Consider the following 22492-nt stretch of genomic DNA (forward strand, 5'->3'; position numbering starts at 1 on the left):
ACAAGAAGATGCGTCCTATTCCGACAGCCCCAACTCCGCCAGGATCGCCGCCCGGTCGGCGTCAAGGGACGGGGCGGGGCGGTCGGGTGTCTGCCGGGCGGTATCGCTGGCAAAGGGCGGGGCCGTGTACATCAGGCCGCCTTCCACCGGATGGGTCATGGTGCGGAAATAGCCACTGCCAGCCAGATGCGGTTCTGCCGGCAGATCCTCCAGCCGGTTGACGGGCGCGCACGGTATATCGGCGGCGCGCAACGTCTCCAGCCATTCGGTGGAGGTGCGTTTAGGTGCCGCCTGCGCCACCAGCCCGTAAAGCCGGTCGATATTGCGCGACCGGCTCTCATCACTGGTCACCTCCTGCGATGAGGCCAATTCCTCCTGCCCCACCAGCCGCAGGAAGCGCTGCCACTGTGCCGCAGTGTAGGGCATGATGGTGACGTAGCCGTCGCGCGTACGGTAGGGCCGGCGGCCCGGCGAGTTCAGCCGGCCATAGCCCCGGTCGGGCAGTGGCGGCACGAAACTCTGACCAGACAGCTGCTCGATCAGCAGGAAAGAGGCCATCGCCTCGTACATCGGGGTTTCGACATGGCAGCCTTCCCCCGTGCGGCCGCGCGACGCTAGCCCGGCGGCGATGGCGAAGGCCAGATGCAGCCCCGCCACCTTGTCGCACATGACGGTGCGCACGAAGCGGGGTTCGCCATTGGCGTCTTCATTCAGCCAGGCAAGGCCGGATGCGGCCTGGATGCAGTCATCATAGGCTGGCTCATCCCCAAACAGCCCGCGCCCGAAGCCGCGGGCCGCGCAATAGACGATATCGGGCCTGACGGCCTTGATGGCCGCATAATCCAGGCCCAGCTTGCGGGCGGCGTTCTCACGCATGTTGTGAACGAAGACGTCGGCCGATGCGACCAGCCGGTCCAGGATGCGCTTGTCATCCGGTCTGGTCAGGTCAAGGGCGATGGAGCGCTTGTTGCGGTTCAGGTTCAGGAAACCCGCCCCGTCGCCCCCCGGACGGCCGGGCCGGGCGGCGCGGAACACGTCGCCGGCCATGGTTTCCACCTTGATGACGTCCGCCCCCATATCCGCCACCAGCTGCGTGGCATAGGGGCCCAGCACCACGGTGGACAGATCAACCACGCGCACACCCTTCAGCAGATCGAACATCGCAGCTTTTCCCCTTATCTACCCCACCAACTCACGCGACCGGGCCGCCGCCGCCTGCACCACCTGCCCCGCAAGGGTATCGATGGTCTCCTCCATCGCACCCAGGCCGGCCGCGGTGGTGCCGCCGGGGCTGGTCACCTGACGCCGCAATTCGTCCAGCCCAGCACTTTCCACCTCTGCCAGACGGGCGGCACCGATGAAGGTCTGGCGCGCCAGCCGCGTTGCCGTCACGCCATCCAGCCCTTCGGCGATGCCGGCCCGGATCAGCGCCTCGGTGAAGCGGAAGAAATAGGCGGGGCCGCTGCCGGACAGGGCGGTAACGGCGTCCAGGTCGCCCTCCCTTTCCAGCCAGAGCAACGCCCCTGCGGGGTGCAGGATGCGGTCCACGGCGGCGCGCTGGGCCTGGGTGACGGCGGGCAACGCCACCGCCGCACTGATGCCATGGCCGATGGCCGCCGGCGTATTCGGCATGGCGCGCACGATGGAAGCATCCGCCCCGGCGGCAGCGGCCAGCCGGGCCAGCGGGATGCCGGCCATGATCGACAGGAACAGGGTGCCCGGACGGGCCAGCGCCGCCAGTTCCGGTGCGATGGTGGCGAAGGTCTGCGGCTTCACGGCCAGGATGATCGTGCCACAGCAGGGAGCGTCGGCCAGAGCCGACAGCCGTTCCACCCCGGCCGGCAATTCGGCGGCATGCGGGTCGAAGGCCAGGACCCGGTGGCTGGCCACCAGGGTCCGGGCGATGGCTCCGCCCATGCGGCCGCAGCCAATCATCAGCACGGGGTCAGGCATCGCTCCCTTCCTCCCACCGTCCGGGATTGAAGCGGCGCATCCAGTCGGCAAGGTCGGTTTCGGGCATGCTGGCCAGGATAGTGCGCAGCGTGTCCGGCCGTTCATCCTGACCCAGTTTGAACTTGCCCCGGGTCCGCGTGACACGGGCGCGGAAGCCGACAATATGCCGGATCAACTGGTCGTAACGCGGGCCCAGTTCCGACGGGGTCCAGGGCAGCGCCTTGTCACGCTCCACCTGACCGGCCAGCATGTCCAGGGACGGGGCGGTCAGTCCCTCCTCCACCGTCACCTCGGCCCAGACGCGAAGCTGTGCGTAGTTCCAGGTCGGTCCCCAGTCGCGGCGCCCGGCCTGCGACGGGGAGACATAGGATTGCGGACCCTGGAACAGGATCACCGCGCGCGGATCGCGCGCCAGGGCCGCGTTCAGCGGATTGGACCGCGCGAAATGGCCGATCAGCTCGGTCAACCCGCCCTCCTCATTATAGACACCCACCAGGGGCAGCAGGCTCGCCTCCTCCCCGTCCGGGGTCATGAACCAGGCCAGCGGATGCCGGTCGATGAGATGGCGGATATCGGCGGCAGTGTAAGTCTCGAAAATGGTGGACATGCCCTGTTTACCCGTCTGCGTTCCACGGATTACCCGTTGCAAGGGCTTGATGATCGTGCGGGATTGGACCATAGGAAACCACCAAGATGATAAAATCGAGGGGTCCAATGGCGCGCACCTGGCAGGCCGGCCTGAGCGAGCGGATCGACGCCAGCCGCCCGGCCCCGCTCTACATGCAGATCATCCAGGCGGTGATCCATGATATCGAGAGCGGGCGGCTGGCGTCGGGCACCTATCTGCCGTCCAGCCGCGCACTGGCGGAAATGCTGGGCGTCAACCGCAAGACGGTGGTGCTGGCCTATGAGGACCTGATCGCCCAGGGCTGGCTGGACAGCACAGCCACACGCGGGACGCTGGTGTCGGTGACATTACCTGAAAGCGGCGGGGCCAGGGGCAAGGCCGTCGCCCGTCCCCATGGCATTGCGACACCCGGCTATGGTTTCAACGCCCCGCCGGAACGCCCGCTGGCCCTGCCCGGCGGCAGCGGGTTGAAGCTGGATGAAGGCGCGCCCGACGGGCGATTGTTCCCGCCGGAACTGCTGGCACGCGCCTATCGTGCCGCCACGCACCGCGCCTCGCGCACCAACGGGCTGCAATATCGCGATCCGCGCGGCGTGCCGGAACTGCGGGACGCGATTGCCGGCATGCTGAAGACCCAGCGCGGCATGCCGGTGGGGATGGAGAATATCTGCATCACGCGCGGCAGCCAGAACGGCATCTTCCTGGCCGCCATGACCCTGCTGCGTCCCGGCGACGCGGTGATCATGGAGGAACTGACCTATGAACCGGCCATGGCTGCGTTCCAGGCGCTGGGGGCCCGCATCATTCCCGTGGGTCTGGACGAGGGCGGGATGGATCTGGACGCGGTGGAGGCCACCTGCCGCCAGCACAAGGTGAAGGCCGCCTTCGTCACCCCGCATCATCAGTTCCCAACGACGGTGGCATTGCGGCCGGACCGGCGGCTGCGGCTGGTGGAACTGGCGCGCCAGCATGGGTTCGCGCTGATCGAGGATGATTACGACCATGAGTTCCATTTCCAGTCACAGCCACTGCTGCCCATCGCCGCCTACGCGCCGGACCAGGTGATCCATGTCGGATCGCTGTCCAAGCTGCTGCTGCCGGCCCTGCGCATCGGCTATATCGCAGCGCCGGCACCGGTGGTGGATGCGCTGGCCCATATGGTGTCGCTGAGCGACGGCATGGGCAATGGCGTGACGGAAACCACCGCCGCCATCCTGATCGAGAATGGGGAGTTGCGCCGCCACGCCCGCAAGGCGCGGCAGGTCTATGCCGGACGCCGCGAAAGCTTTGCCGCCGAACTGCGCCGGGTGCTGGGCGACAGGGTGGATTTCCGTATTCCCGATGGCGGCCTGGCCTTCTGGCTGCGCTTTGCCGGGGACCTGGACGGGATCGAGGAACGAGCCAGGGCAGCCGGGCTGCGCTTTGCCGGGTCAAGGTCCTTCATGGCCCGGCCGGACGCGCCCCGCGGCCTGCGCGTCGGTTTCGCATCCCTGAATGAGGCGGAGGCGCAGACCGCCATCGCCATTCTGGGCAGGGCGACAGGCTGAACACTGGACCCGTATGGTTACCAGGAACTGGAGGTTTCGCCCGCCTGCCTTGAATGAGCACATCTGGATCAAGGCAGGGTTAAGCGGGGGTTATGATGTCCAATCCATCGACAGGCCGGCAGAAGGTGACACCGCGCGGCTGGTTCATTCGGCTGCATCGCTGGCTGGGCTTGGGGGCGGCCCTGTTCTGGCTGATCCAGGCTGTGACGGGCACCCTGCTCAGCTTCCATTTCGAACTGGACGACGCCTTGATCAGCAACGACAGCCGGCCCACCGACATGGCGGCGGTGGAACGGCGGCTGGACGCGCTGGGTCCGGGGGTGGTGTGGATCTGGACAACGGCAGGCCTGCCCGACCGCTATGTCATCAACTACACGGACGCCGGCGGGGTGGCGCGCAAGGCCCGGATCGATGGTGGGGGCGAGGTGCTGCGCGACCGGCCAGCGGACGAATACACCTTCTTCGAACTGATGCGCGGCATCCATATCGACCTGCTGGCCGGACGGGTCGGGCATTGGATCATGGCGGTGACAGGCTTGCTGCTGGTCACCAACCTGATCTTCGGGCTGGTCGTGGCCTGGCCGCGCGGCGGGGGCTGGCGCCGGGCGCTGACGCCCTTGAAGACCAGGCATCCCGTGGCCCGGTCCTATTCCCTGCACAAGGCCGTAGGCCTGTGGGTGGTGATTCCGGCCCTGCTGCTGGCCGGCACTGGCAGCCTGATCCTGTTTGAGCATGAAATCGGTGATCTGGTGGGGGCGGAGGATGTGCAACTGCCAGCCAACCCGCCACAGGGACCGGGGGTAGGGCTGGATGCCGCCGTGCGGGCCGGCGTGGCCGCCATTCCCGGCAGTCGCTTTGTGGGCACCACCATGCCGTCCGGGGACGATGCCAGCTATTACCTGTGGGTCCGGGCGCCGGGTGAGCTTTATCGCGGCGGCTATGGCGGCAGTCTCGTGATCGTCAACGCCAACGATGCCAGCATCCGGGGCGCCTGGCCGGTAACGGAGGCGCCAATGGCCAAATCCTTTGTCGCCTCTTTCTACCCGCTGCACACCGGCGAGGCCGGTGGTACGGCAGGTCGTGTCCTGGCCCTGGTCACGGGTATGGGCCTGACCTATGTGCTGGTCTACGGAATGCTGCTTTGGTGGCGGCGGACGCGGCGGGGCAGTGCTAACCGTGGCTGATATGCGCTTGTGCCCTTCGACCCAGGAAGCCGGCGCGCGCCTGTTTCAGTAGCTCATCATTCCCTAGCCAGACCGCTGCCAGTTCAGAATGAAGGCCGCGGTGCCCGACGGATTCTGAGGCGATGACGGCCCCGGCACCCATGCACGGCTTGCATCACAAGTATGATTTTAAGAGTCATTCGCATTTTCTCCGCACAGCGTTAGACAGATGCGAATAATTCTTAATTCGATTGGAGCTCCGTCATGTCTCTCCGCCCTTCTTCCATACCGGCAAAGCGGTTGCTGCTTGTGCCGTTGCTGCTGGGCGGTGTGTCGGCCCCTGCCCTGGCCGATACTGTCTCCGGTAATGTGCAGCAGGTGGCGGAGGCCATCGACCGGGACCAAATTGTGGTCGTGGGGGAGCGCGCAAGGCGGGCCAGCGGCGGTACCAAGACTGACACGCCCATCGCCATCACGCCGCAATCCATCGCCATCATTACCGACGAGCAGATGCGGGAGCGGGGCGCATTGTCTGTGCAGGATGTGCTGCTCTATAGTGCTGGCGTGCGCTCCGACGCCTATGGCAATGACAGCCGGGTCGACAGCTATCTGGTGCGCGGCAGCCGCCCGCTTCAGTATCTGGACGGGATGCGCACCTCTTACGACAGCTACAATGTCGCGCGCGCCGACACCTATATGCTGCAACGGGTGGAGGTGGTGAAGGGCCCCACCTCGGTCCTTTACGGCCAGGGCAGTGTGGCCGGCGTGGTCAATTTGACCAGCAAGCGCCCGGAATTCACCGCCGCGAACGAGGTGATCCTCAGCTACGGCAATTACGACCGCAAACAAGCACAGTTTGATCTGACGGGTCCGATCGACGAGGCGGCAACCTTGGCCTTCCGCATCACGGGTTTGGCACGCAATGCTGATACACAGGTCGATTTTGTCGATGATGACCGCTGGTTCATTGCGCCACAACTGACCTGGCGGCCAACGGAGGACACAGAGGCCACGATTCAACTCTACCACCAGAAGGATGACACAGGCCTCACGACGCAGTTCTTCCCCTGGTCCGGCACGCTCTATGACAATCCCAATGGCCAGATCGGCTTCTCCACCTTCATTGGCGAGCCCGAGTATGACCAGCTCAAGACTGAACAGACCAACGTTTCTGCCTTCGTCGCGCAGAAAATCACCGACTGGCTCCAAGCACGGCAGAGCTTCCGCGGAGCATGGAGCGAAGTCATCTACCAGACCATCTATTCCAATTCCTTCACCAACCCACTGAACCCGTTCCTGTCAGCCGGGCAGACGGGATATACGGGGGCCCAACGCAATGTGGGACGGTATCTGACGGGCTCCTACCCCGATGTCCGCATCCTGTCGTCGGACACACAGTTGCAAGGTGACTTCGCCACCGGCGCGGTCAGCCACACGCTGTTGGCTGGCATGGATTGGCAGGAATATCGACAGGAACTTGACCAGATCTCGACCCGCCTGACCACGCCTATCGACCTGTTCAACCCGGTCTATACAACGGGCTTCACGGCACCGGCCCGTACCAAGGGCAACACCTCTGAACAAAAGCAGATCGGCTTCTACCTTCAGGACCAAATCAAATGGCAGGGCTGGAACCTGCTGTTGGGTTTGCGCCATGATGATGCAAGGTCATCAACCCTGACTCCGGCTGGTGTAAAGACCAAGAAGAAAGATACGGCTACCTCCTATCGCGCCGGTCTGCTGTACGAGATGGAGGGCGGCTTTGCCCCCTATGTCAGCTATTCGGAAAGCTTCCTGCCGGTGGCCGGCACTAATCTGGCGGGTGAGCCCTTCGACCCGCAGGTGGGCAAGCAGTGGGAAGCTGGCGTGAAATGGCAGCCGGTGCAGGACATCCTGGTCACCACAGCGATCTTCGACCTGCGCGACACCAACCGTGTCACCACCAGCCCCACTAACACACTGGACCGCGTGCAGACCGGCGAGATCAAGGCCCAGGGGTTTGAGTTCGAAGCACAGGCCACGGTGTTGGAGAACTACACGATAACGGCCAGCTACAGCTATACTGACGCTAAGACCTCCAAAAGCAATGTAGCAACCGAAGTCGGCAAGCCTGCCAGTTCCACCCCTCGGCACATGGCATCTGGCTTTATCATCCGTAGCTTTGCGCTGGATAACGGGGCGGAGGTCAAGGTCGGTGGGGGCGTGCGCTATGTTGGCAGCCAGACCGATCAGAACAGTGCCCGCACCATCATCATCAACACGCCCGCCAACACGCTGGCCGACCTGATGCTTTCCTACAGCCTGGATGCCTGGCGGCTTGGCCTGAATGTCAATAACCTGACGGATGAGAAGTACATTTCTACCTGTCTGGCGCGCGGCGACTGTTTCCTTGGTGCCCGCCGGTCAGTGGTGGGCAGCATCGGCTATCGCTTCTGACCGCCGGACAGCAGACAGGTGACCCGGTGACCCAATACAGCAAGGCCAACCGCACCCATGGCAGCAAAGCACGTCCCGTCTGGGACGTGCCACTGCGCATACTGACGGCATCATTCGGCGGGTATGCCCTGACAGCGGCTGCCACGGCGCTGCTCGCCCGGCTGCTGCCCGGGTCGCCACTGGAGACCGCGATGGCGGCCACGATCCTGTCCTTCGCCCTGTTCACGGGCGCTGTGGTCTGGACCTTCGGGGCCGGTCGGGCGCTGGTGGTGGCGGGCTGGATCTGGGGGCTGGCACTGCTGACGGGCGGGCTTGCATGGCTTTCCATTCAAGTGGGGGGGCCGGCATGAAGAGCTTCCGTCAGACGCAATCGGCCCTGCATACTTGGACCGGCCTGCTGGTCGGCTGGGTGCTGTTCCTGATCTTCATCGCGGGCACTGTCAGTTTCTGGCGGGAAGAGACCAGCCGCTGGATGCGGCCGGAACTGTCCGTCACGTCGGAAATGCGCACGCCGGACGATGAGCGGCGGATGGTGGAGGGGGCCCTGGCAGCATTGGCCATCCGCGCCCCCGATGCCACCGCCTGGTCGATCAGTCTGCCTGGTCCGCGTGGCGTCGGCGTTCAGGGTGTGTGGACCGAACGCTCGCCACCTGAGGAGCCACGCCGTCCTTTCCGCTGGCCCGACGCCACCAACAGCCTGTGGGTGGATGGTGATGGTCAGCCCGTGGCGGTGCGGGAAACACGCGGTGGTGATTTCTGGTACCGCCTGCATTTCGACCTGCATTACATGCCTGTGATCTGGGCCCGCTGGTTCGTGGGGTTCTGTTCGATGGTAATGTTGATCGCGATCGTCACCGGTATCATCACGCACAAGAAAATCTTTCGGGAATTCTTCACCTTCCGGCCCGGCAAGGCCCAACGTAGCTGGCTGGACGGCCACAATGCCACGGCCGTGCTGGCCCTGCCCTTCCACCTGATGATCACCTATACCGGGCTGGTCACGCTGATGTCCCTCTATATGCCGTGGGGGTTGCTAGCCAATTTCGACGACCGCGCAGCGGCCTTCGCCGCCACCCAGCCCAATGTGCCGCCGGCCCAATATGCCGCCACGCCGGTGCCGATGGCGCCGATGGGCGCGATGCTGGACCAGGCGCGGCAGACCTGGGGTGGCGTTGGCCCCGGCAGCATCCGCATAAGCAATCCCGGCGATGCCTCGGCCCGCGTGACTATGGGCCGCGATCTCAGCCACACCATCCTGGATGACGGGGAACCGCTGGTTTTCGACGGGGTGACGGGCGTGCTGCTGGGCAAGGCGCCCGTCACTGGGGCTGGCACCGCCACCCGCGATGCCATGGTCGGAATCCATGCCGGCCGCTTCTCCCCCATCTCCGTGCGTTGGCTCTATTTCCTGTCAGGATTGGCGGGCACGGTGATGGTCGGCACAGGGCTGGTGATGTGGACAGCCAAACGGCGGGAAAAGCTGCCCAATCCGGCTAGGCCGCATATCGGCTTCCGGCTGGTGGAGCGGCTGAATGTCAGTGCGGTGGCGGGATTGCCGCTGAGCATGGTTACTATGCTCTGGGCCAATCGGCTGCTGCCCGTGGGCATGGAGGGGCGCTGGCATGGGGAGGTGAACATAATGTTCATCGCCTGGGGCCTGGCCCTGGCCTATGCCTTCCTGCGCCCGCCCAAGCGTGGCTGGGTACATCTTTTCGGCCTGACAGGGGCAGCGCTTGTGATCCTGCCCATCTTTGACCAGTTCTCGGGCCAGGGAATGTGGCAACACTTGAACCATGGCGACGCCACACGTTTCTGGACTGATATCACCTTCATGGCCCTGGGCCTGTCGCTCGCCGCCATCGCCGTGAAGGTCCATCGTCACAAACCGCGCATCGCCCCCGCGAGTGTCCGCGCGCCGAAGGAGGCGGCCATGGCCGTGGCAGGGGAATGAGCCTGATATCCTGGCTGCTGGCGCTGGCCGGCTTCGCCTGTCTGGCACTGGCCATGGAAGACCATCACCATTGGCTGCTGGGTCGCCGCCCCTTCAAACGGCAGGCCTTCACCCTGCGCCTGCTGGGCTGGTTGCTGCTGGCGCTGTCTTGGGGGGCCGCCGCCACATCATGGGGACCGGCACTGGGCAGCATCGCCTGGTGCGGATTGTTGAGCTTCTCCGCAGGCCCCTTGGTGCTGGCCCGCACCTACCTGTCCCCAAGGCAGCACTGAGCCGTGCCTGACCGCCGTTTCAGCACAAAGTCCAAAGGAAATCCAATGTCTCGCCCTCATTCAGGCTACCCATGCGTATGGGCCGCCACCGCCCTCAGCTTGTCGCTGGCCCTGCTTGCCAGCCCAACGCCGGCTCTGACGGCAACGGACGAGAACGAGCAGTTGCTGAACGAGATACTGGTACTGCATCGAACCGAGGGCTATCACGCGCGCGCCGCCAACACAGCCACCAAGCTGCCGCTCTCTCTGCGCGAGACGCCGCAATCGGTCACGGTGATGACCCGTGAGCGCATCGAGGATTACAATCTGATCACCGTCGCCGACGTGCTGGAACAGACACCGGGCATCACGGTGCAATCCTATGACAGCAACCGCACCCGCTTCCTGGCCCGCGGCTTCCCCATCACCAATTTCCAGTTCGACGGCGTGCCCACCGTGTTTCAGACCGGCGCCGCCGCCAATTCGGTGATGAGCGACACCTCGATTTATGAGCGGGTAGAGATCGTGCGCGGTGCCACGGGTCTGGTGACCGGTACCGGCGACCCATCCGCCACCATCAACATGGTGCGCAAGCGGCCGCAGGAGAGCTTTAATGCCAGCACCAGCCTGACCTATGGCAGCTGGAGCTATAAGCGCGCCGAGGCCGATATCGGTGGGCCGCTGCTGGAGAGTGGCCGTATCCGCGCCCGGCTGGTCGGTACCTATACCGACCGCGAGAGCCATGTCCGCTTCCAGCGCGACAAGTCCCCCAGCCTGTATGGCGTGATCGAGGGTGATGTGACAGAGACCACCCGCCTGCGCGTCGGCGTGGATTATCTGCGCACCGACAGTCAGGGTGGCTCCTGGGGCGCCTCGCCCCTGTTTTACAGCGACGGCACCCGCATCCGCACCGACCGCTCCTATAGTGCCGCATCCAAATGGAGCCGGTGGCAGCGCGACAATATCAACCTGTCCGGCTCGCTGGAGCAGTCGATCGGGGAATGGGTGGCGCGCCTAGCCTATAACAAGCGCTGGACGGACACGGAAAGCCTGCTCTATGTCGGCTCCAACTCCGGTGCCACCAGCTTCATCAACAAGCAGACCGGCCTGGGGTTGGGAAGGTCGGACACCTATGGCGTGGGGGAGACGCGGGAGGATTCGCTGGATGCCTATGCGTCCGGGCCCGTGGAACTGTTCGGGCGCAGCCATGAACTGGTGTTCGGCACCAATCATTATGATCGCGATTTCGCGTCGATGCATGCCAGCATTACCAGCCGGCCCTATGGCGCCACCTTCCCCAGCATCTATACCTGGAATGGCGATATCGGCATGCCCACCGTGCAGAATCTGGGCATTCCCCGCACCCTGGAACATTCCACCGAAAGCGGCGTCTATGGCGCCATCCGCCTGAACCCGATGGACGGGGTCAAAATCATCGCCGGTGCCCGCTATTCGGATTTCGAAACGGAAACGGAGAATTTCTCCACCACCGGCGTGCGGACATCCATCACCGCCGTCAATGCCGACACCAAACTCAGCCCCTATCTGGGCATGGTCATTGATCTGACGGACGAAATTTCCGCCTTTGCCTCCTACGGTCAGGTCTTCCGCCCGCAAAGCCAGCGCGACCGCGACAATGAGCAGCTCGCCCCCCTGACCGGTGCCAATTACGAGGCTGGGTTGAAGGGGGAGTTCTTCGACAAGCGGCTCTACGCCGCGCTGAACGGCTTCCATATGCAGCAGGACAATGTGGCGGAACTGGACCCTACCGCTACGCCCGGCATGCTGCCTGACGGGGCCGATGCCTATCGCGCCGTCAAGGGCGTGGAGACCTGGGGGGCCGAGGCCGAGGTTTCCGGTTCCATCACCCCGCAATGGCGCCTGACCGGCGGCTATACCTATGCCCGCAGCGAGGATCAGATGGGGGCGCGGACGTTCACCGTGAGCCCGGCCCACATGCTGCGCCTGTTCAGCAATTACCGGCAGGGCGATTACAGCGTCGGTGGTGGTCTGACCTGGCAGAGCGAGATCTACCAGAACCAGGCCATCCCCACGGGCCGCTTCAACGTCAATGGAACGCCGATCACGGCTCAGGGCCGGGTCACCCAAGGGGCCTATGTCCTGGCGGACCTGATGGCCCGATATCAGGTCGGCGAGCAGGTCAGCGTCGGCGTGAACGCCACCAACATCTTCGACAGGAAGTATTACCGCAATGTCGGCTATTTCAATGCCGGCTTCTGGGGTCAGCCCCGGCGCGTGCTGGTCAACCTGCGCGCATCAATATGAGCAGGGTGTTGAATGTGGAGAAGGAGTGGTAATGCCAGTGCCGCATCACATGATCGTGCCCTTGCTCAACGTCGTACCCGTACAGTCCTGAACCACCGTCTCGACATGTTCCCAAATCTCGAATTCGGGAAACCGGGAGCGCAGCCAGTCCAGGCCGTCCGGCAGCCCTGCCGCAATCAGGCCCGGAATGCCGAACACCTTCTCCACGCTCAACGCCGCCATCCGCGCATAGGCGGATGGCGGCACGATATTGACCATGGCATCGACCTGTGATCGGACCGTGCCCCCTGCGCCGTCGACCAGCCATTGCTTGGTCGCCCTGGCGACGCCATCGGCCTGTTCCAGCGCCGCATCATCCATGAAGACCCGCAGCACCATGAAGCGCTGGCCGCGCGCGAACCAAAGGTTCCATTGGGCCAGATGCGCCAGATAATCGTCCAGCGACGCGGGCCCATGATAGACGGCGATGGCCAATGGCCAGATCGCCGTGATTGTGCGAATGGGCATCATCAGAAAGTCACCTTCACACCCGCCATGAAGGTACGCGGCTGGACAAGAACCGAACTGTCATAATCCGGTTCCGAACCGCTGCCGCCAGCGGGCACGACACCGGGATAGCGGGCAATGGCCGCGCGGCTGTCGAACAGGTTCTTCAGCGAACCGAACAGCCGGAACCGGCCAAGATCATAAGATGCCTGGATATCAGCGATGATAAGGTCGTCGGTTCGGCCGCGCGGACGGTTGTTGACATCCGTGAAGTGGGCACCGGTGTAGGTAAGGGCGCCCAACGCTGTGAGGTCGCCACGCCGCCATTCCACGCTACCGCCCGCCGTGACATCCGGGGCCGACAGCAGATTGTTCCCCTTCAGGCCGGAACCTGGATAATGCGTGATCCGGGTCCGCAACAGGCCAAGCTGGGCACGCGCCGTAACGCCATCCACAACAGCGCCCTCGATACCCAGCTCCGCGCCTGACGTCTAGACACGCGGGGCATTGCGCACCACGAAAGCTTCATCATGGGTATTTTCGGGCGTCAGGTCGAACGGCAACTGCATATTGCGGTACCGGGAATGGAACAGGTTCTGTGTTGTCCTGATCTTCCCGACCGCCCATTTCTGGCGACCGAACAGTTCCGCCGTCCACACATATTCAAGACCATATTTATAGTTCACGATGGGGATGGCGAAGGAGATGCCGCCGCCACCAGCATTATATCCGCGCGAAATCTGCGCACCCCAGGTCATCTGATCATCCGGGTGCCAGGTCACCCCCAGCTTGGGCAGCAGTACATCATATGTCGCGTCAGAGCTGACGCGGGGATGGGACCGGCAGCATCGCCGCCGGTACGTTCACGCTCCTCGCGCTCGTACCGAAGCCCCGCCGTCAGGTCGAGCGTGTCGCCAACTGGCAGCACACCCTCAACTAGGCCGCAGCCGTATCGGCATTATCCTGAAAATTCTGAGCCGCAATGAACTCGATGAACTCATGCGGACGCGCCCGGTACAGATTGAGACTGTTAGCCAGCGATTTATCATCTGCGGCCTCGTACCGCTGGCGTGGTTCGACCATGTATTCGTCGGTGCTGATGTGGGCGTTGGAACTGTTGGGAACGGCCCGGCGTCGGAAACGGAAATTGGTGTAGGAGGTGGAAATCTCGACCCTGTAGCCATCTGCCAAGGGTATCCCCGCCTCCAAGCCCAGGCTGTTCGTGTGTGGCTCGTGCACCAGTTGCTGCGGAAAATTGGAACGGCGGTTGGCAAAGGGCCTGACAATGATCTTCCCATTGAGGCCGCGATGATCGACATGCGCGCCCGTGACCAGTAACCGGCGATCAGGATCGGAGGGTGCTTTGAACAGCAACTTGCCGCGTAGCGAGGTTGATTTCACCCGGCCAGGGTCGCTCACCCCCTGATAGCTATCATCGTTGGTTACGGACTCACGCTGATAACGATCTGCGGAGAGGCGCGGGGCGACTCTGTCAGCCTCCAGCGGCAGATTGATCATCACCGACGCCCGCCGTTGATCATGGTTGCCGGCTGCAATCTGGGCCGTCCCTTCCTGCACGAAGGCCGGGGCCTTCGTGTCCACCACCACCGTGCCGGCAATGGCATTGCGCCCAACCAGCTTGCTTTGCGGATCGCGCAGAACCTCGATACGCTCGACATCCCACAGGCAAATATCGCCGAACACACTTCGTTGTAACTGGCAGGCCTGCCATCGACGCGCCAGTTCAGGCGGGCGCGGCTTCGGGCGAAAAGGCATTGGCGTTTTCTGCGGGCCCAGTGCCATCCATACCGCGCACGGTGGGGGCCTCTCCGGTACCGGTGACCAGGGTGATGTTGGCGATGGTTTCCAGCACATCACGAACGGTATCACGCCCCGCCTGATCCTGAATGTCCTTGGCCGTGAGGATGACCGCACTCAGGCTGCCGCCCTGGGCGGTCATCCCACAACAGATTGCCATGGCACCAGATGGGCTGGCGCGCATGGCGGTGCTGGATTATGCCCGCTTTGCCGGCGACCAACCACCGGTTGGCTATATCCGGCTGGGCCTGTGTACCCGCTCCACCGCACCGATCAGCCGCCGTTCACCCCAAGGTACCCTGTACGGTGTGGTGCGGCCTGGATAAGTGATTATTTTCCCACCGGACGAGGGCGCACCCGTTCGGTGGGACCGCTGCCGGATGGTCGCCATCGGCATTGACCCGGAAGGGCTTTATGAACGGCTGAACCTTCTCGATGCCAGCCGTTTGCAGTCATCGGTGGCGTTACGGATTCATCGCGATCCCTTGATGACCACCATCATGACCGCTCTTTAGCATGAAAGCGCGGTAAACTGGCGTTCCGGGACGCAACCGGCCTGCCGCCGCACCAATTCCTCACCCAGGCCAGGATGGCACAGGCCGAAGCCCTGTTGCGCGACGGCGTATCCGTGACGGCAACAGCGGTCGGATACACAAACCCCAGCAAGTTCAGCGCAGCCTATCAGCGCTATCGGGGCACGAAGCCGTCCCGCTGCCGGCAGACATGAGACGTTGGCACGCAGGATCGAGGAGCACCTTACGCCGGACAATTTGGTGATAGGGGATCGCTGATCGCGGCCTTGGCAGCCACAGTCCGGCGCTTGCAGTTTGTTAAATAGTTACGTTATAACATAGCACATCTTAGGCAATGCTCAGCGAAGAAGCGCCCCATGTCCGATACCCGCCTTCCCGTCACTGTCCTGTCCGGCTTCCTGGGCGCTGGCAAGACGACCTTGCTGAACCATGTCCTGAACAATCGCGAGGGGCGGCGCGTCGCCGTCATTGTGAATGACATGAGCGAGGTGAATATCGACGCCGACCTGATCCGCGCCGGTGGCAGCGACCTTTCGCGCACGGATGAGAAACTGGTGGAGATGAGCAATGGCTGCATCTGCTGCACCTTGCGCGACGACCTGTTGCAGGAGGTGCGGCGGCTGGCGGCGGCGGGGCGTTTCGATTACCTGCTGATCGAAAGCACGGGCATTGCCGAGCCCTTGCCCATCGCCGCCACCTTCGACTTCCGCGACGAGGACGGGCAAAGCCTGTCGGATGTGGCGCGGCTGGACACGATGGTGACGGTGGTCGACGCCGTGAACCTGCTGCGCGACTATGGCTCCACTGATTTCCTGCGCGATCGCGGTGAATCCCTCGGTGAAGACGATAACCGCACTCTGGTCGATCTGCTGGTTGATCAGATCGAATTCGCCGACGTCATCCTGCTGAACAAGCTGGATACCGCCACCCCGGAACAGGCGGATATCGCGCGCAAGATCATCCGCTCTTTGAATCCCGACGCTGACCTGATCGAAACGGCGCAGAGCCGGGTGACCTTGGACCGGGTGCTGGATACCGGACGCTTTGATTACGAAAAGGCCCAGGAGCACCCGCTCTGGTTCAAGGAACTGCACGGGTTCAAGGATCATAAGCCGGAAACGGAGGAGTATGGTGTTTCTTCGTTCGTCTATCGCGCCCGCCGCCCCTTCCATCCCGAAAAGCTGCACCAGTTCTTTCAGGAGGAATGGCCAGGTGTGATCCGCGCCAAGGGCCATTTCTGGCTAGCCACCCGCCCCGACTGGGTGGGCGAGGTCAGCCAGGCAGGGTCGCTGGTTCGGCATGAAGCCATGGGCTTCTGGTGGGCAGCCGTGCCCAGGAACCGCTGGCCCGACAGCGACGAATACCGACAGATGATCCAGCAGAATTGGCATCCGGTCTACGGCGACCGGCGCCAGGAACTGGTGTTCATTGGCACGGGGATGGACGAGGCGGCGATCCGCCGTCGCCTGGACAGCGCCTTGGTCGGCGACATCAACGCCCGCGAGATGCAGGTCAATGCCTGGAAGCGTCTGCCCGACCCCTTCCCCCGCTGGAAGCGGCAGGGGGAGGCGTGACGTGGCGGTCATCGTGAGCAATCCGCTAGTCCGCGGCGCCGACGCGTCTGTTCTGTCCGACATCCAGAACCCGGATGTCAGCCTTGCTGTCTGGGACCGATCTCCGCCGCGGTTGCTTCTGGAGGGTATGGCGGGCCTGTGCCCCGGCCATCTGCCGCAGGGGCGGGTGCTGGTCTGGCTACCGGATGCGCCGGCTGCCCTGTCCGGCATCCTGGCTGAAACACCGATCGGTGCGACCATGCTGGGCCGGTCTTTGGTCGACGATATGCTGATGCTGGTCAAGCGTTTCGCCACGATCGCCGGCACCGACATTGTCGATATCCGGCTGGACCGGCTGCGCCATGATGCCTGCTGGAAGTTTCACCGTGATCAGGTCCGTCTGCGCCTGCTGACGACATATCGCGGGCCGGCAACCCAGATCGTGCCGCAGACCCATGCGGAACAGGCGCTGCGCGACCAACGCGCCTATCTCGGCCCGCTGGAGGATCTTCCCGACGGGGCGGTCGCCCTGTTCAAGGGCCTACAGGCTGGCCCTGACACAGGCGTGGTCCATCGCTCCCCGCCCATCTCCGGGACGGGCACCGTCCGGTCCCTGCTCTGCCTGAACCTACCATCGGACACATCACCCCGGCTTTGGGAACCGTGACCGGCTGTCAGTGGCACCAGAGCGTGCCATCCACACCGGGATGACAGCATTGGACCGAATTGGCCATTGCGGCGGCGCGGGCGCGGTAAAGGTCCAAGGCCCGTTGCCGCATATCCCGCGTGTCGGTTTCGGCAGTACCACCGGGCACGGGCGCTTCGGGCGGGGCCTGCTGTTTCAGCTTGGCCTCCATTTCCTTCTGACGGGCCAACGCCTCTTCATACTCGGCGGCCCCACAATCCTGGTTCTGATAAAGCTTGCCGCAGCTTTCCTGTGCCAGGGCCGGACCGGTGGTCCACAACAGCATGACAGCGACCGCAACCAGCGTCTTAGGATTTCGGGACGACACGGGCGTTCTCCAGGTGGAAATAGATGCCATTCACATCCTCCGCCGACAGGCGCAGGGTGCCTTCCAGCGTCACCTGATCCAGTGTCGCCGTCACCGGCTCCGCAGCGCTGACCTGGATCAGGTCCGCGGGCCCCGGCGGCGGACAGAAGGGACAGGTCGGCGCCAGGGAGGACAGCAGGAAGGACCGGCTGGTCTCCCCCGTGTCCAGCGGCAGGAAGAAGCCAGCCACCGTGAAGGGCTGACCGTCCAGAGATTTAACCCCCGGCCCGAAGACCGCGATAAGCCGGTTCACCTCCTGAACCCGCTTCTGCGTCTCCTTGGTATCGGCTAGCTTGTCCCAGCCCAGGGTGGCACGGGGCACGGCGCGCGGGTCATGCGGGATGGCCTGCGACGCCATGGCGGGGTCCTGCACCTGTTTGAAGGCCAGGGCGGGCATCGCACCGCCCAGAATGGCTAGCAACAAGGCAATCTTTACGGTCTTCATCACCCTTACCCCTTGGCCAGAAGCCGACTGACATCCGTGCGATAGGCCCGAATGGCCGGCACGGCGGCGGCCAGCAGCGCCACAAGCAAAGATAAACCCAGCAACCACGCCTCCCCCGCCACAAATTGCCCCGCCGACAGGCCAAGATCACGGGCGCGGGCCGAAAAGCCAGACAGGGCCGCCACACCGGCATGAGCCAGGGCGATGCCCAGCACGGCCCCACCCAGCGCCACCAGCATCGCCTCCGTCAGGATCTGTCCCATGATCCTGCCTCGCCCCGCCCCCAGCGCCCGCATCACTGCCAGATCATATTGGCGCTCCTGCAAGGCGTTAGCCAGAGCCACGAAGGTGGACAGGCCCGCCGCCAGCACCAGCACCAGGCCCAGCAGCCGCATGGAGTCCAGCCCGACACCCATCAACGCGCGCAGGCGGAGCATCTCCGCCGCAGGGCTGGCTGCCTGCATGCTGGTCTGGCTGTTGATCTCTCGCGGCAGGCGGGCAGCGGCCAACGGCGTGGCATAGCGGACCAGGATGGCCGTCACTTCCCGATCATCACTGTCTGCTTGGCCGGCGGCCACATCGTCATGGTCATGATCGTGGTGGTGACCATGATCATGATCATGATCGTGATCGTGATCGTGCGCCGCCTCGGCCCCATGGTCATGGGCCTTTCCATCGGCATGCTCACCTGTGGTGGCCGGGGCCTTGTCCTCATGGTGGTGGTGGTCATGGACCGCCCAGACGCTGGATACAGGCGTTAAGACCAAGCGGTCCAGCACCGTACCCGTGCGCGCCAGGATGCCGACAACACGGTAGGGCATGTCGGCATGGGCATCGCCCCCTGCCGTCAAACCATGGCTGCCGACAAGCGCACTATCCAGGCCAAGACCGGATGAAGCGGCAACCTCTGCCCCCAGCACAGCCTCCATCGGGGCTTCGAACATCCGCCCCGTGACGACGTGCCCGCCATAATGGGCGATATAAGCAGGTTCCGTGCCCAGGATGCGGTAGGTACCATAACTGTCCCCCATGGCCACGGGAATGGCCTGTCTGACCAGGGGATTGCGGCGCAGTTCCTCCACCGCAGCCAGCGGCACGTTGCCGGTGGGCACATCCACCTGCATTACAGCTGACAGAACCAGCTGCAGGGGGCTGCCCTTGGCCCCCACCACCATGTCGATGCCTGCCACATCGCGCGACAGCCGGTTCTCCAGCCCACGCTCCAACAGCAGCAGAAAGGCGATCAAGGCCACGCCCAGCGCCAGCAGCAGCAGGTTCAACCCTGTGGTCAGCGGCCGGCGACGCAGATAGGCAAGGCTCAGCCCCAGCATATTCATGCTGCCCGCTCCATCGGCTTCACCAGTTCCAGCAAAACCGGCAACCGGGACATCAATCGCCGGTCATGCGTGGCCACCAGCAGCGTGGCACCGCTCAAAGCCGCCTGTTCCAGCAGAAGGTCGATGACGCCATCGCAATTGGCGTCATCCAGCGCACTGGTTGGCTCATCCGCCAGCAACAATGCCGGCTGATTGACGAGTGCCCGGGCAACGGCCACCCGCTGTCGTTCCCCCTGTGACAGGTCGGCGGGTAACGCACTCATGCGGTCGGCCAGCCCGACGCGGATCAGCAGCTCCTTCAGCCCCTTCTCATCCGGTGCCTTACCCGCCAACCGGCGAGCCAGACGCAGATTGTCAGCGATGCTGACGGCATGGATCAGGTGCAACTGCTGAAAGACGATCCCGACATGATCGGCACGCAACCGGTCCCGCCCCGCATCGCCAATGGCGCGCAGATCATGGCCCAGCAGCGACAGGCGTCCCTGATGTGGCACCAGCAAACCCGCCAGCGCATGCAGCAGGGTCGTTTTGCCACTGCCACTGGGGCCCAACAGCAGCCCGTGGTGGCCCGGTGGCAGGCATAAACGCGCCACAGACAAAATGGGCTGCCCACTGGCATGGTGGACCACATCATTCAGGTCAATCAGGTTGGCAGTGGGCATCGCGGATCACGCTTCAAACAGGGCTTCTGTACGATATAACATCACCATAATATCGGATGCACATGTCGAACCATGAATTCGCTGTCACATGACGCAGTCTCGTCTATCGGTGCCGACAGGCCGTCAGCGCGCCCGATAAGGATCAGTCCTTGGAAGACCTGCCCGTCGCCGCAAGGCACGGCTGGTAACGAAATCGCGTAAGGCCCGGGGGACGGCATCCCGGCGCGTCCAGCGGATGGTCAATCGCGCCTGACGGCATTCCCAGGCCAATTCCCGGCCATTTTCATAGCGATGCTGTTCATACTCGGTCATCGCATCCAAAGCAGCATAGTCGAAGGGCTTGCCCGACATGGCCTCCACAAATCCGGTGTGGAAGGCATGATGACAAACCGCATGACGAGCAGACCGCCAGGAACAAGCGCCGAGGATCGTATCGTTCGGGACCATCAGTCAAACATCAAGAAATGTAATGTTATAACGTTATATACAATCAGGTCAGAGATCAAGAGGGTTGGGGCGCAGCCAGAAGGCACAAGGGCAGGACCTAGCCAATTCAGATCACCGGCAACCATACGGGCCAGCCGCCCAAAGCGTTGGGGCCCGTATTGGCTCCCCCCTGGCCCGTCCACGTGTCCGTCGTCGAAACAAATGGGACAGCGGAGTGATTTTGTGAACGGACGTTCTGGCTCGTTGCGGGTTGATGTTAAGCGGCTTGGCTTTGGTGGCACAAGCGCCTGTGCTGGATGGTCTGCTTTTTGATTTTGGCGCGCCGTTCCAGGATGGCGGAGCCGCGGTCGTAATAGACATCGGCGGGTGTCAGATTGCCGATGCTTTCATGGTATCGGCGGTGGTTGTAATGGTCGACGAAACCCAGGATTTTGGCTTCCAGGTCACCGGGCAGGAAATAGTTTTCCAGCAGGCTGCGGTTCTTTAGGGTCTGGTGCCAGCGCTCGATTTTTCCCTGGGTCTGGGGGTGGTTTGGCGCGCCGCGGACATGGTCCATGCCCTTGTCGTCCAACCATTCGGCCAGATCGCCGGCGATATAGGATGAGCCATTGTCGCTGAGCAGGCGAGGCTTGTGGGTGATCTCGACCTGATCACAGCCCGAGGCTTCCAGCGCGAGGGTCAAAGTGTCGGTAACGTCCTGGGCCCGCATGGTCGTGCACAGCTTCCAGGCGACGATGTAGCGGGAATAGTCATCCAGAATGGTCGACAGGTAGAACCAACCCCAGCCGATGACCTTGAGATAGGTGAAATCGGTTTGCCACATCTGGTTGGGCCGGGTGGTCTTGTCGCGGAATTCGTCGGCCGCCTTGATCACCACGAAGGCCGGGCTGGTGATCAGGTTATGGGCTTTCAGCAGCCGGTAGACCGAGGCTTCGGAGACGAAATAGCCCCTGGTATCGGTAAACTTCACCGCCAGCTCCCGCGGCGACAGGTCCGGTGCCTCCAGGGCCAGTTCGATCAATTGCTGGCGGACCTCATCGGGGATGCGGTTCCACACCCGGCCCGGCGCGCTGGTCCGGTCGGCCAGACCGCCTTCACCTTCGGCCCGATAGCGTGCATACCAGCGATAGAAGGTGGTGGCGGGAATGCCCAGCCTGTCTAGGGTCCGGCGCAGCGGCAGGTGCGACGCCTCGACCAGGCGAATGATCTCCAGCTTTTCGGATGCGGGGTATCTCATTCCTCGTCGCCCCCATCCGCGATCATGCTTTTTTTGAGCGGGCGGTTTTCCAAGGTCAGGTCGGCGACCACCTCCTTCAGGTCGCGCACCTCGCGCCGCAGGTCCTTGACCTCTCCGGTGCTGGCCTGGCGAGCCGTGTCGCCCGACAGGCGCTTCTTGCCAGCCTCCAGGAATTCCTTGGACCAGCTGTAATACAGGCTCTCGGCGATGCCTTCCCGCCGGCACAGCTCCGCGATGCTGTCCTCGCCGCGACGCCCGGACAGAACGATGCGGATCTTCTCCTCAGCCGAATAATGTTTGCGCGTCTGCCGCCGGATATCCCGGACAACCTGCTCGGCAACCGATGTCGGCGCCATGGATTTCTGCCTCATCTGCGTTCCCTTCGGTCACTACGATGAGCCAGGAATCCTCCGTTGCGCAATCACCCGCTTCTGTCCCACAGAGGCTGATGCCGGACAGTAGGGTGGCCCTGAAACGACAAAAGCCGTTGATCCTTTTTGAGGATCAACGGCTTAGCGTTGGATGCGGGGGCAGGATTTGAACCTGCGGCCTTCAGGTTATGAGTTTGAAAAGTATTCACACGACGACGTACTCTCAAATACGCCTAAATCATCTAAATTCCTGATAACACTTTTGATATTTTGACTTCCTTCTACGACCAGATACCATCATCAGCGCTCCGATTTTATCTCATCTGGTAGCTATAT

The 22492-nt window shown here is 63.4% G+C and carries 26 protein-coding genes; 12 read left to right on the plus strand and 14 right to left on the minus strand.

Translation table 11 applies throughout. From position 1 onward, the window contains the following. Window positions 1-15: 15 nt before the first annotated feature. From C0V82_RS20300 to C0V82_RS20310, 3 genes are read right to left on the minus strand one after another with little or no spacing between them, the layout of a single operon-like run. A complete protein-coding gene (locus C0V82_RS20300) occupies window positions 16-1161 on the minus strand; it encodes a CaiB/BaiF CoA transferase family protein (protein ID WP_102114196.1) in 1146 nt (381 codons plus the stop codon). 18 nt (window positions 1162-1179) lie between these two features. Beyond that, entirely contained in the window at window positions 1180-1953 is a 774-nt protein-coding gene (gene proC / locus C0V82_RS20305; protein WP_158660084.1) for a pyrroline-5-carboxylate reductase, read from the minus strand. Further along, on the minus strand, window positions 1946-2560 hold the full coding sequence (locus C0V82_RS20310; RefSeq protein WP_102114445.1) for an FMN-binding negative transcriptional regulator: 615 nt from the start codon (window positions 2558-2560) through the stop codon (window positions 1946-1948). The genes proC and C0V82_RS20310 overlap by 8 nt, the downstream gene beginning before the upstream one ends. 107 nt (window positions 2561-2667) lie before the next feature. On the opposite strand from C0V82_RS20310, the gene pdxR reads away from it, so the two are divergent. The 7 genes from pdxR to C0V82_RS20345 all read left to right on the plus strand — a co-directional run bounded on the left by pdxR (window position 2668) and on the right by C0V82_RS20345 (window position 12215). Further along, window positions 2668-4128 (plus strand): MocR-like pyridoxine biosynthesis transcription factor PdxR, encoded by a 1461-nt coding sequence (pdxR, locus tag C0V82_RS20315; protein ID WP_102114198.1) that lies wholly within the window; start codon window positions 2668-2670, stop codon window positions 4126-4128. 92 nt (window positions 4129-4220) lie between these two features. Continuing rightward, complete coding sequence (locus C0V82_RS20320) at window positions 4221-5312, plus strand: PepSY-associated TM helix domain-containing protein (RefSeq protein WP_102114199.1); 1092 nt, start codon at window positions 4221-4223, stop codon at window positions 5310-5312. A gap of 243 nt (window positions 5313-5555) precedes the next feature. After that, a complete protein-coding gene (locus C0V82_RS20325) occupies window positions 5556-7727 on the plus strand; it encodes a TonB-dependent siderophore receptor (RefSeq protein ID WP_102114200.1) in 2172 nt (723 codons plus the stop codon). A 26-nt stretch (window positions 7728-7753) separates the two neighbouring features. After that, window positions 7754-8077, plus strand: a complete 324-nt coding sequence (locus C0V82_RS20330) for a hypothetical protein (RefSeq protein ID WP_199772558.1) — start codon at window positions 7754-7756, stop codon at window positions 8075-8077. Beyond that, complete coding sequence (locus C0V82_RS20335) at window positions 8074-9678, plus strand: PepSY-associated TM helix domain-containing protein (protein WP_102114201.1); 1605 nt, start codon at window positions 8074-8076, stop codon at window positions 9676-9678. The genes C0V82_RS20330 and C0V82_RS20335 overlap by 4 nt, the downstream gene beginning before the upstream one ends. Then, the gene (locus tag C0V82_RS20340) at window positions 9675-9950 is read left to right on the plus strand and encodes a DUF3325 domain-containing protein (protein WP_102114202.1); all 276 of its coding nucleotides are present in this window, start codon (window positions 9675-9677) and stop codon (window positions 9948-9950) included. The genes C0V82_RS20335 and C0V82_RS20340 overlap by 4 nt, the downstream gene beginning before the upstream one ends. Before the next feature lie 45 nt (window positions 9951-9995). Next, window positions 9996-12215 carry a TonB-dependent siderophore receptor gene (locus tag C0V82_RS20345; protein WP_102114203.1) on the plus strand — a complete coding sequence of 740 codons (2220 nt, stop codon included), beginning with the start codon at window positions 9996-9998 and terminating at the stop codon, window positions 12213-12215. Window positions 12216-12260: 45 nt separating this feature from the next. On the opposite strand, the gene C0V82_RS20350 is transcribed toward C0V82_RS20345, so the two are convergent. The 5 genes from C0V82_RS20350 to C0V82_RS20370 all read right to left on the minus strand — a co-directional run bounded on the left by C0V82_RS20350 (window position 12261) and on the right by C0V82_RS20370 (window position 14661). After that, complete coding sequence (locus C0V82_RS20350; RefSeq protein ID WP_102114204.1) at window positions 12261-12725, minus strand: hypothetical protein; 465 nt, start codon at window positions 12723-12725, stop codon at window positions 12261-12263. After that, window positions 12725-13156 (minus strand): TonB-dependent receptor, encoded by a 432-nt coding sequence (locus C0V82_RS27875; protein ID WP_158660085.1) that lies wholly within the window; start codon window positions 13154-13156, stop codon window positions 12725-12727. Before C0V82_RS27875 ends, C0V82_RS20350 begins: the two co-directional genes overlap by 1 nt. A 36-nt stretch (window positions 13157-13192) precedes the next feature. Further along, window positions 13193-13483 carry a TonB-dependent receptor gene (locus C0V82_RS27880; protein ID WP_102114206.1) on the minus strand — a complete coding sequence of 97 codons (291 nt, stop codon included), beginning with the start codon at window positions 13481-13483 and terminating at the stop codon, window positions 13193-13195. A gap of 154 nt (window positions 13484-13637) precedes the next feature. Next, on the minus strand, window positions 13638-14504 hold the full coding sequence (locus tag C0V82_RS20365; protein WP_158660086.1) for a TonB-dependent receptor: 867 nt from the start codon (window positions 14502-14504) through the stop codon (window positions 13638-13640). Next, window positions 14446-14661, minus strand: a complete 216-nt coding sequence (locus C0V82_RS20370; protein ID WP_102114208.1) for a hypothetical protein — start codon at window positions 14659-14661, stop codon at window positions 14446-14448. The genes C0V82_RS20365 and C0V82_RS20370 overlap by 59 nt, the downstream gene beginning before the upstream one ends. A 16-nt stretch (window positions 14662-14677) precedes the next feature. Here C0V82_RS20370 and C0V82_RS27085 point away from each other — a divergent pair, with 16 nt between their 5' ends. From C0V82_RS27085 to C0V82_RS20385, 5 genes are all read left to right on the plus strand, one after another. Further along, window positions 14678-14845 (plus strand): hypothetical protein, encoded by a 168-nt coding sequence (locus C0V82_RS27085; protein ID WP_158660087.1) that lies wholly within the window; start codon window positions 14678-14680, stop codon window positions 14843-14845. A gap of 54 nt (window positions 14846-14899) precedes the next feature. After that, window positions 14900-15034 carry a hypothetical protein gene (locus tag C0V82_RS27825; RefSeq protein ID WP_281262373.1) on the plus strand — a complete coding sequence of 45 codons (135 nt, stop codon included), beginning with the start codon at window positions 14900-14902 and terminating at the stop codon, window positions 15032-15034. Between the two features lie 74 nt (window positions 15035-15108). Next, window positions 15109-15246 (plus strand): hypothetical protein, encoded by a 138-nt coding sequence (locus C0V82_RS27995; protein ID WP_425438258.1) that lies wholly within the window; start codon window positions 15109-15111, stop codon window positions 15244-15246. A 162-nt stretch (window positions 15247-15408) separates the two neighbouring features. Further along, window positions 15409-16626, plus strand: a complete 1218-nt coding sequence (gene zigA, locus C0V82_RS20380) for a zinc metallochaperone GTPase ZigA (protein ID WP_102114210.1) — start codon at window positions 15409-15411, stop codon at window positions 16624-16626. Window position 16627: 1 nt separating this feature from the next. Continuing rightward, window positions 16628-17272, plus strand: coding sequence for a DUF1826 domain-containing protein (locus C0V82_RS20385; protein WP_158660088.1), 645 nt, complete (start codon window positions 16628-16630; stop codon window positions 17270-17272). A 7-nt stretch (window positions 17273-17279) separates the two neighbouring features. Here the strand turns inward: C0V82_RS20385 and C0V82_RS20390 are convergent, their stop codons facing one another. The 6 genes from C0V82_RS20390 to C0V82_RS20415 form a co-directional block, all read right to left on the minus strand. Beyond that, window positions 17280-17618, minus strand: coding sequence for a hypothetical protein (locus C0V82_RS20390; protein WP_158660089.1), 339 nt, complete (start codon window positions 17616-17618; stop codon window positions 17280-17282). Continuing rightward, window positions 17599-18102: a DUF3299 domain-containing protein gene (locus C0V82_RS20395; protein WP_102114213.1), complete on the minus strand. Its 504-nt coding sequence runs from the start codon at window positions 18100-18102 to the stop codon at window positions 17599-17601. Before C0V82_RS20395 ends, C0V82_RS20390 begins: the two co-directional genes overlap by 20 nt. A 5-nt stretch (window positions 18103-18107) precedes the next feature. Continuing rightward, window positions 18108-19439: an FtsX-like permease family protein gene (locus C0V82_RS20400; RefSeq protein ID WP_102114214.1), complete on the minus strand. Its 1332-nt coding sequence runs from the start codon at window positions 19437-19439 to the stop codon at window positions 18108-18110. Then, complete coding sequence (locus C0V82_RS20405; RefSeq protein WP_102114215.1) at window positions 19436-20101, minus strand: ABC transporter ATP-binding protein; 666 nt, start codon at window positions 20099-20101, stop codon at window positions 19436-19438. The genes C0V82_RS20400 and C0V82_RS20405 overlap by 4 nt, the downstream gene beginning before the upstream one ends. Window positions 20102-20224: 123 nt before the next feature. Then, window positions 20225-20452, minus strand: coding sequence for a hypothetical protein (locus C0V82_RS20410; protein ID WP_245924257.1), 228 nt, complete (start codon window positions 20450-20452; stop codon window positions 20225-20227). Between the two features lie 352 nt (window positions 20453-20804). Further along, a protein-coding gene (locus C0V82_RS20415; RefSeq protein ID WP_102114217.1) for an IS3 family transposase occupies window positions 20805-22156 on the minus strand; the annotation gives its coding sequence in 2 pieces (ribosomal slippage) (window positions 20805-21820 and window positions 21820-22156; 1353 coding nt in all). Window positions 22157-22492 lie beyond the last annotated feature (336 nt).

Source organism: Niveispirillum cyanobacteriorum (assembly GCF_002868735.1).
In the GTDB taxonomy this organism is placed as follows: Bacteria; Pseudomonadota; Alphaproteobacteria; order Azospirillales; family Azospirillaceae; genus Niveispirillum; species Niveispirillum cyanobacteriorum.

Coding starts and splice junctions, on each gene's coding strand:
- C0V82_RS20395 (WP_102114213.1), bottom strand. CDS start 18,102: ATGAAGACCGTAAAGATTGCCTTGTTGCTAGCCATTCTGGGCGGTGCG.
- C0V82_RS20400 (WP_102114214.1), bottom strand. CDS start 19,439: ATGAATATGCTGGGGCTGAGCCTTGCCTATCTGCGTCGCCGGCCGCTG.
- C0V82_RS20370 (WP_102114208.1), bottom strand. CDS start 14,661: ATGACCGCCCAGGGCGGCAGCCTGAGTGCGGTCATCCTCACGGCCAAG.
- pdxR (WP_102114198.1), top strand. CDS start 2,668: ATGGCGCGCACCTGGCAGGCCGGCCTGAGCGAGCGGATCGACGCCAGC.
- C0V82_RS20325 (WP_102114200.1), top strand. CDS start 5,556: ATGTCTCTCCGCCCTTCTTCCATACCGGCAAAGCGGTTGCTGCTTGTG.
- C0V82_RS20345 (WP_102114203.1), top strand. CDS start 9,996: ATGTCTCGCCCTCATTCAGGCTACCCATGCGTATGGGCCGCCACCGCC.
- C0V82_RS20365 (WP_158660086.1), bottom strand. CDS start 14,504: ATGGCACTGGGCCCGCAGAAAACGCCAATGCCTTTTCGCCCGAAGCCG.
- C0V82_RS20340 (WP_102114202.1), top strand. CDS start 9,675: ATGAGCCTGATATCCTGGCTGCTGGCGCTGGCCGGCTTCGCCTGTCTG.
- C0V82_RS20350 (WP_102114204.1), bottom strand. CDS start 12,725: ATGATGCCCATTCGCACAATCACGGCGATCTGGCCATTGGCCATCGCC.
- C0V82_RS20405 (WP_102114215.1), bottom strand. CDS start 20,101: ATGCCCACTGCCAACCTGATTGACCTGAATGATGTGGTCCACCATGCC.
- C0V82_RS20310 (WP_102114445.1), bottom strand. CDS start 2,560: ATGTCCACCATTTTCGAGACTTACACTGCCGCCGATATCCGCCATCTC.
- C0V82_RS20320 (WP_102114199.1), top strand. CDS start 4,221: ATGATGTCCAATCCATCGACAGGCCGGCAGAAGGTGACACCGCGCGGC.
- proC (WP_158660084.1), bottom strand. CDS start 1,953: ATGCCTGACCCCGTGCTGATGATTGGCTGCGGCCGCATGGGCGGAGCC.
- zigA (WP_102114210.1), top strand. CDS start 15,409: ATGTCCGATACCCGCCTTCCCGTCACTGTCCTGTCCGGCTTCCTGGGC.
- C0V82_RS27085 (WP_158660087.1), top strand. CDS start 14,678: ATGGCACCAGATGGGCTGGCGCGCATGGCGGTGCTGGATTATGCCCGC.
- C0V82_RS20300 (WP_102114196.1), bottom strand. CDS start 1,161: ATGTTCGATCTGCTGAAGGGTGTGCGCGTGGTTGATCTGTCCACCGTG.
- C0V82_RS20335 (WP_102114201.1), top strand. CDS start 8,074: ATGAAGAGCTTCCGTCAGACGCAATCGGCCCTGCATACTTGGACCGGC.
- C0V82_RS27825 (WP_281262373.1), top strand. CDS start 14,900: ATGGTCGCCATCGGCATTGACCCGGAAGGGCTTTATGAACGGCTGAAC.
- C0V82_RS20410 (WP_245924257.1), bottom strand. CDS start 20,452: ATGTCGGGCAAGCCCTTCGACTATGCTGCTTTGGATGCGATGACCGAG.
- C0V82_RS27995 (WP_425438258.1), top strand. CDS start 15,109: ATGGCACAGGCCGAAGCCCTGTTGCGCGACGGCGTATCCGTGACGGCA.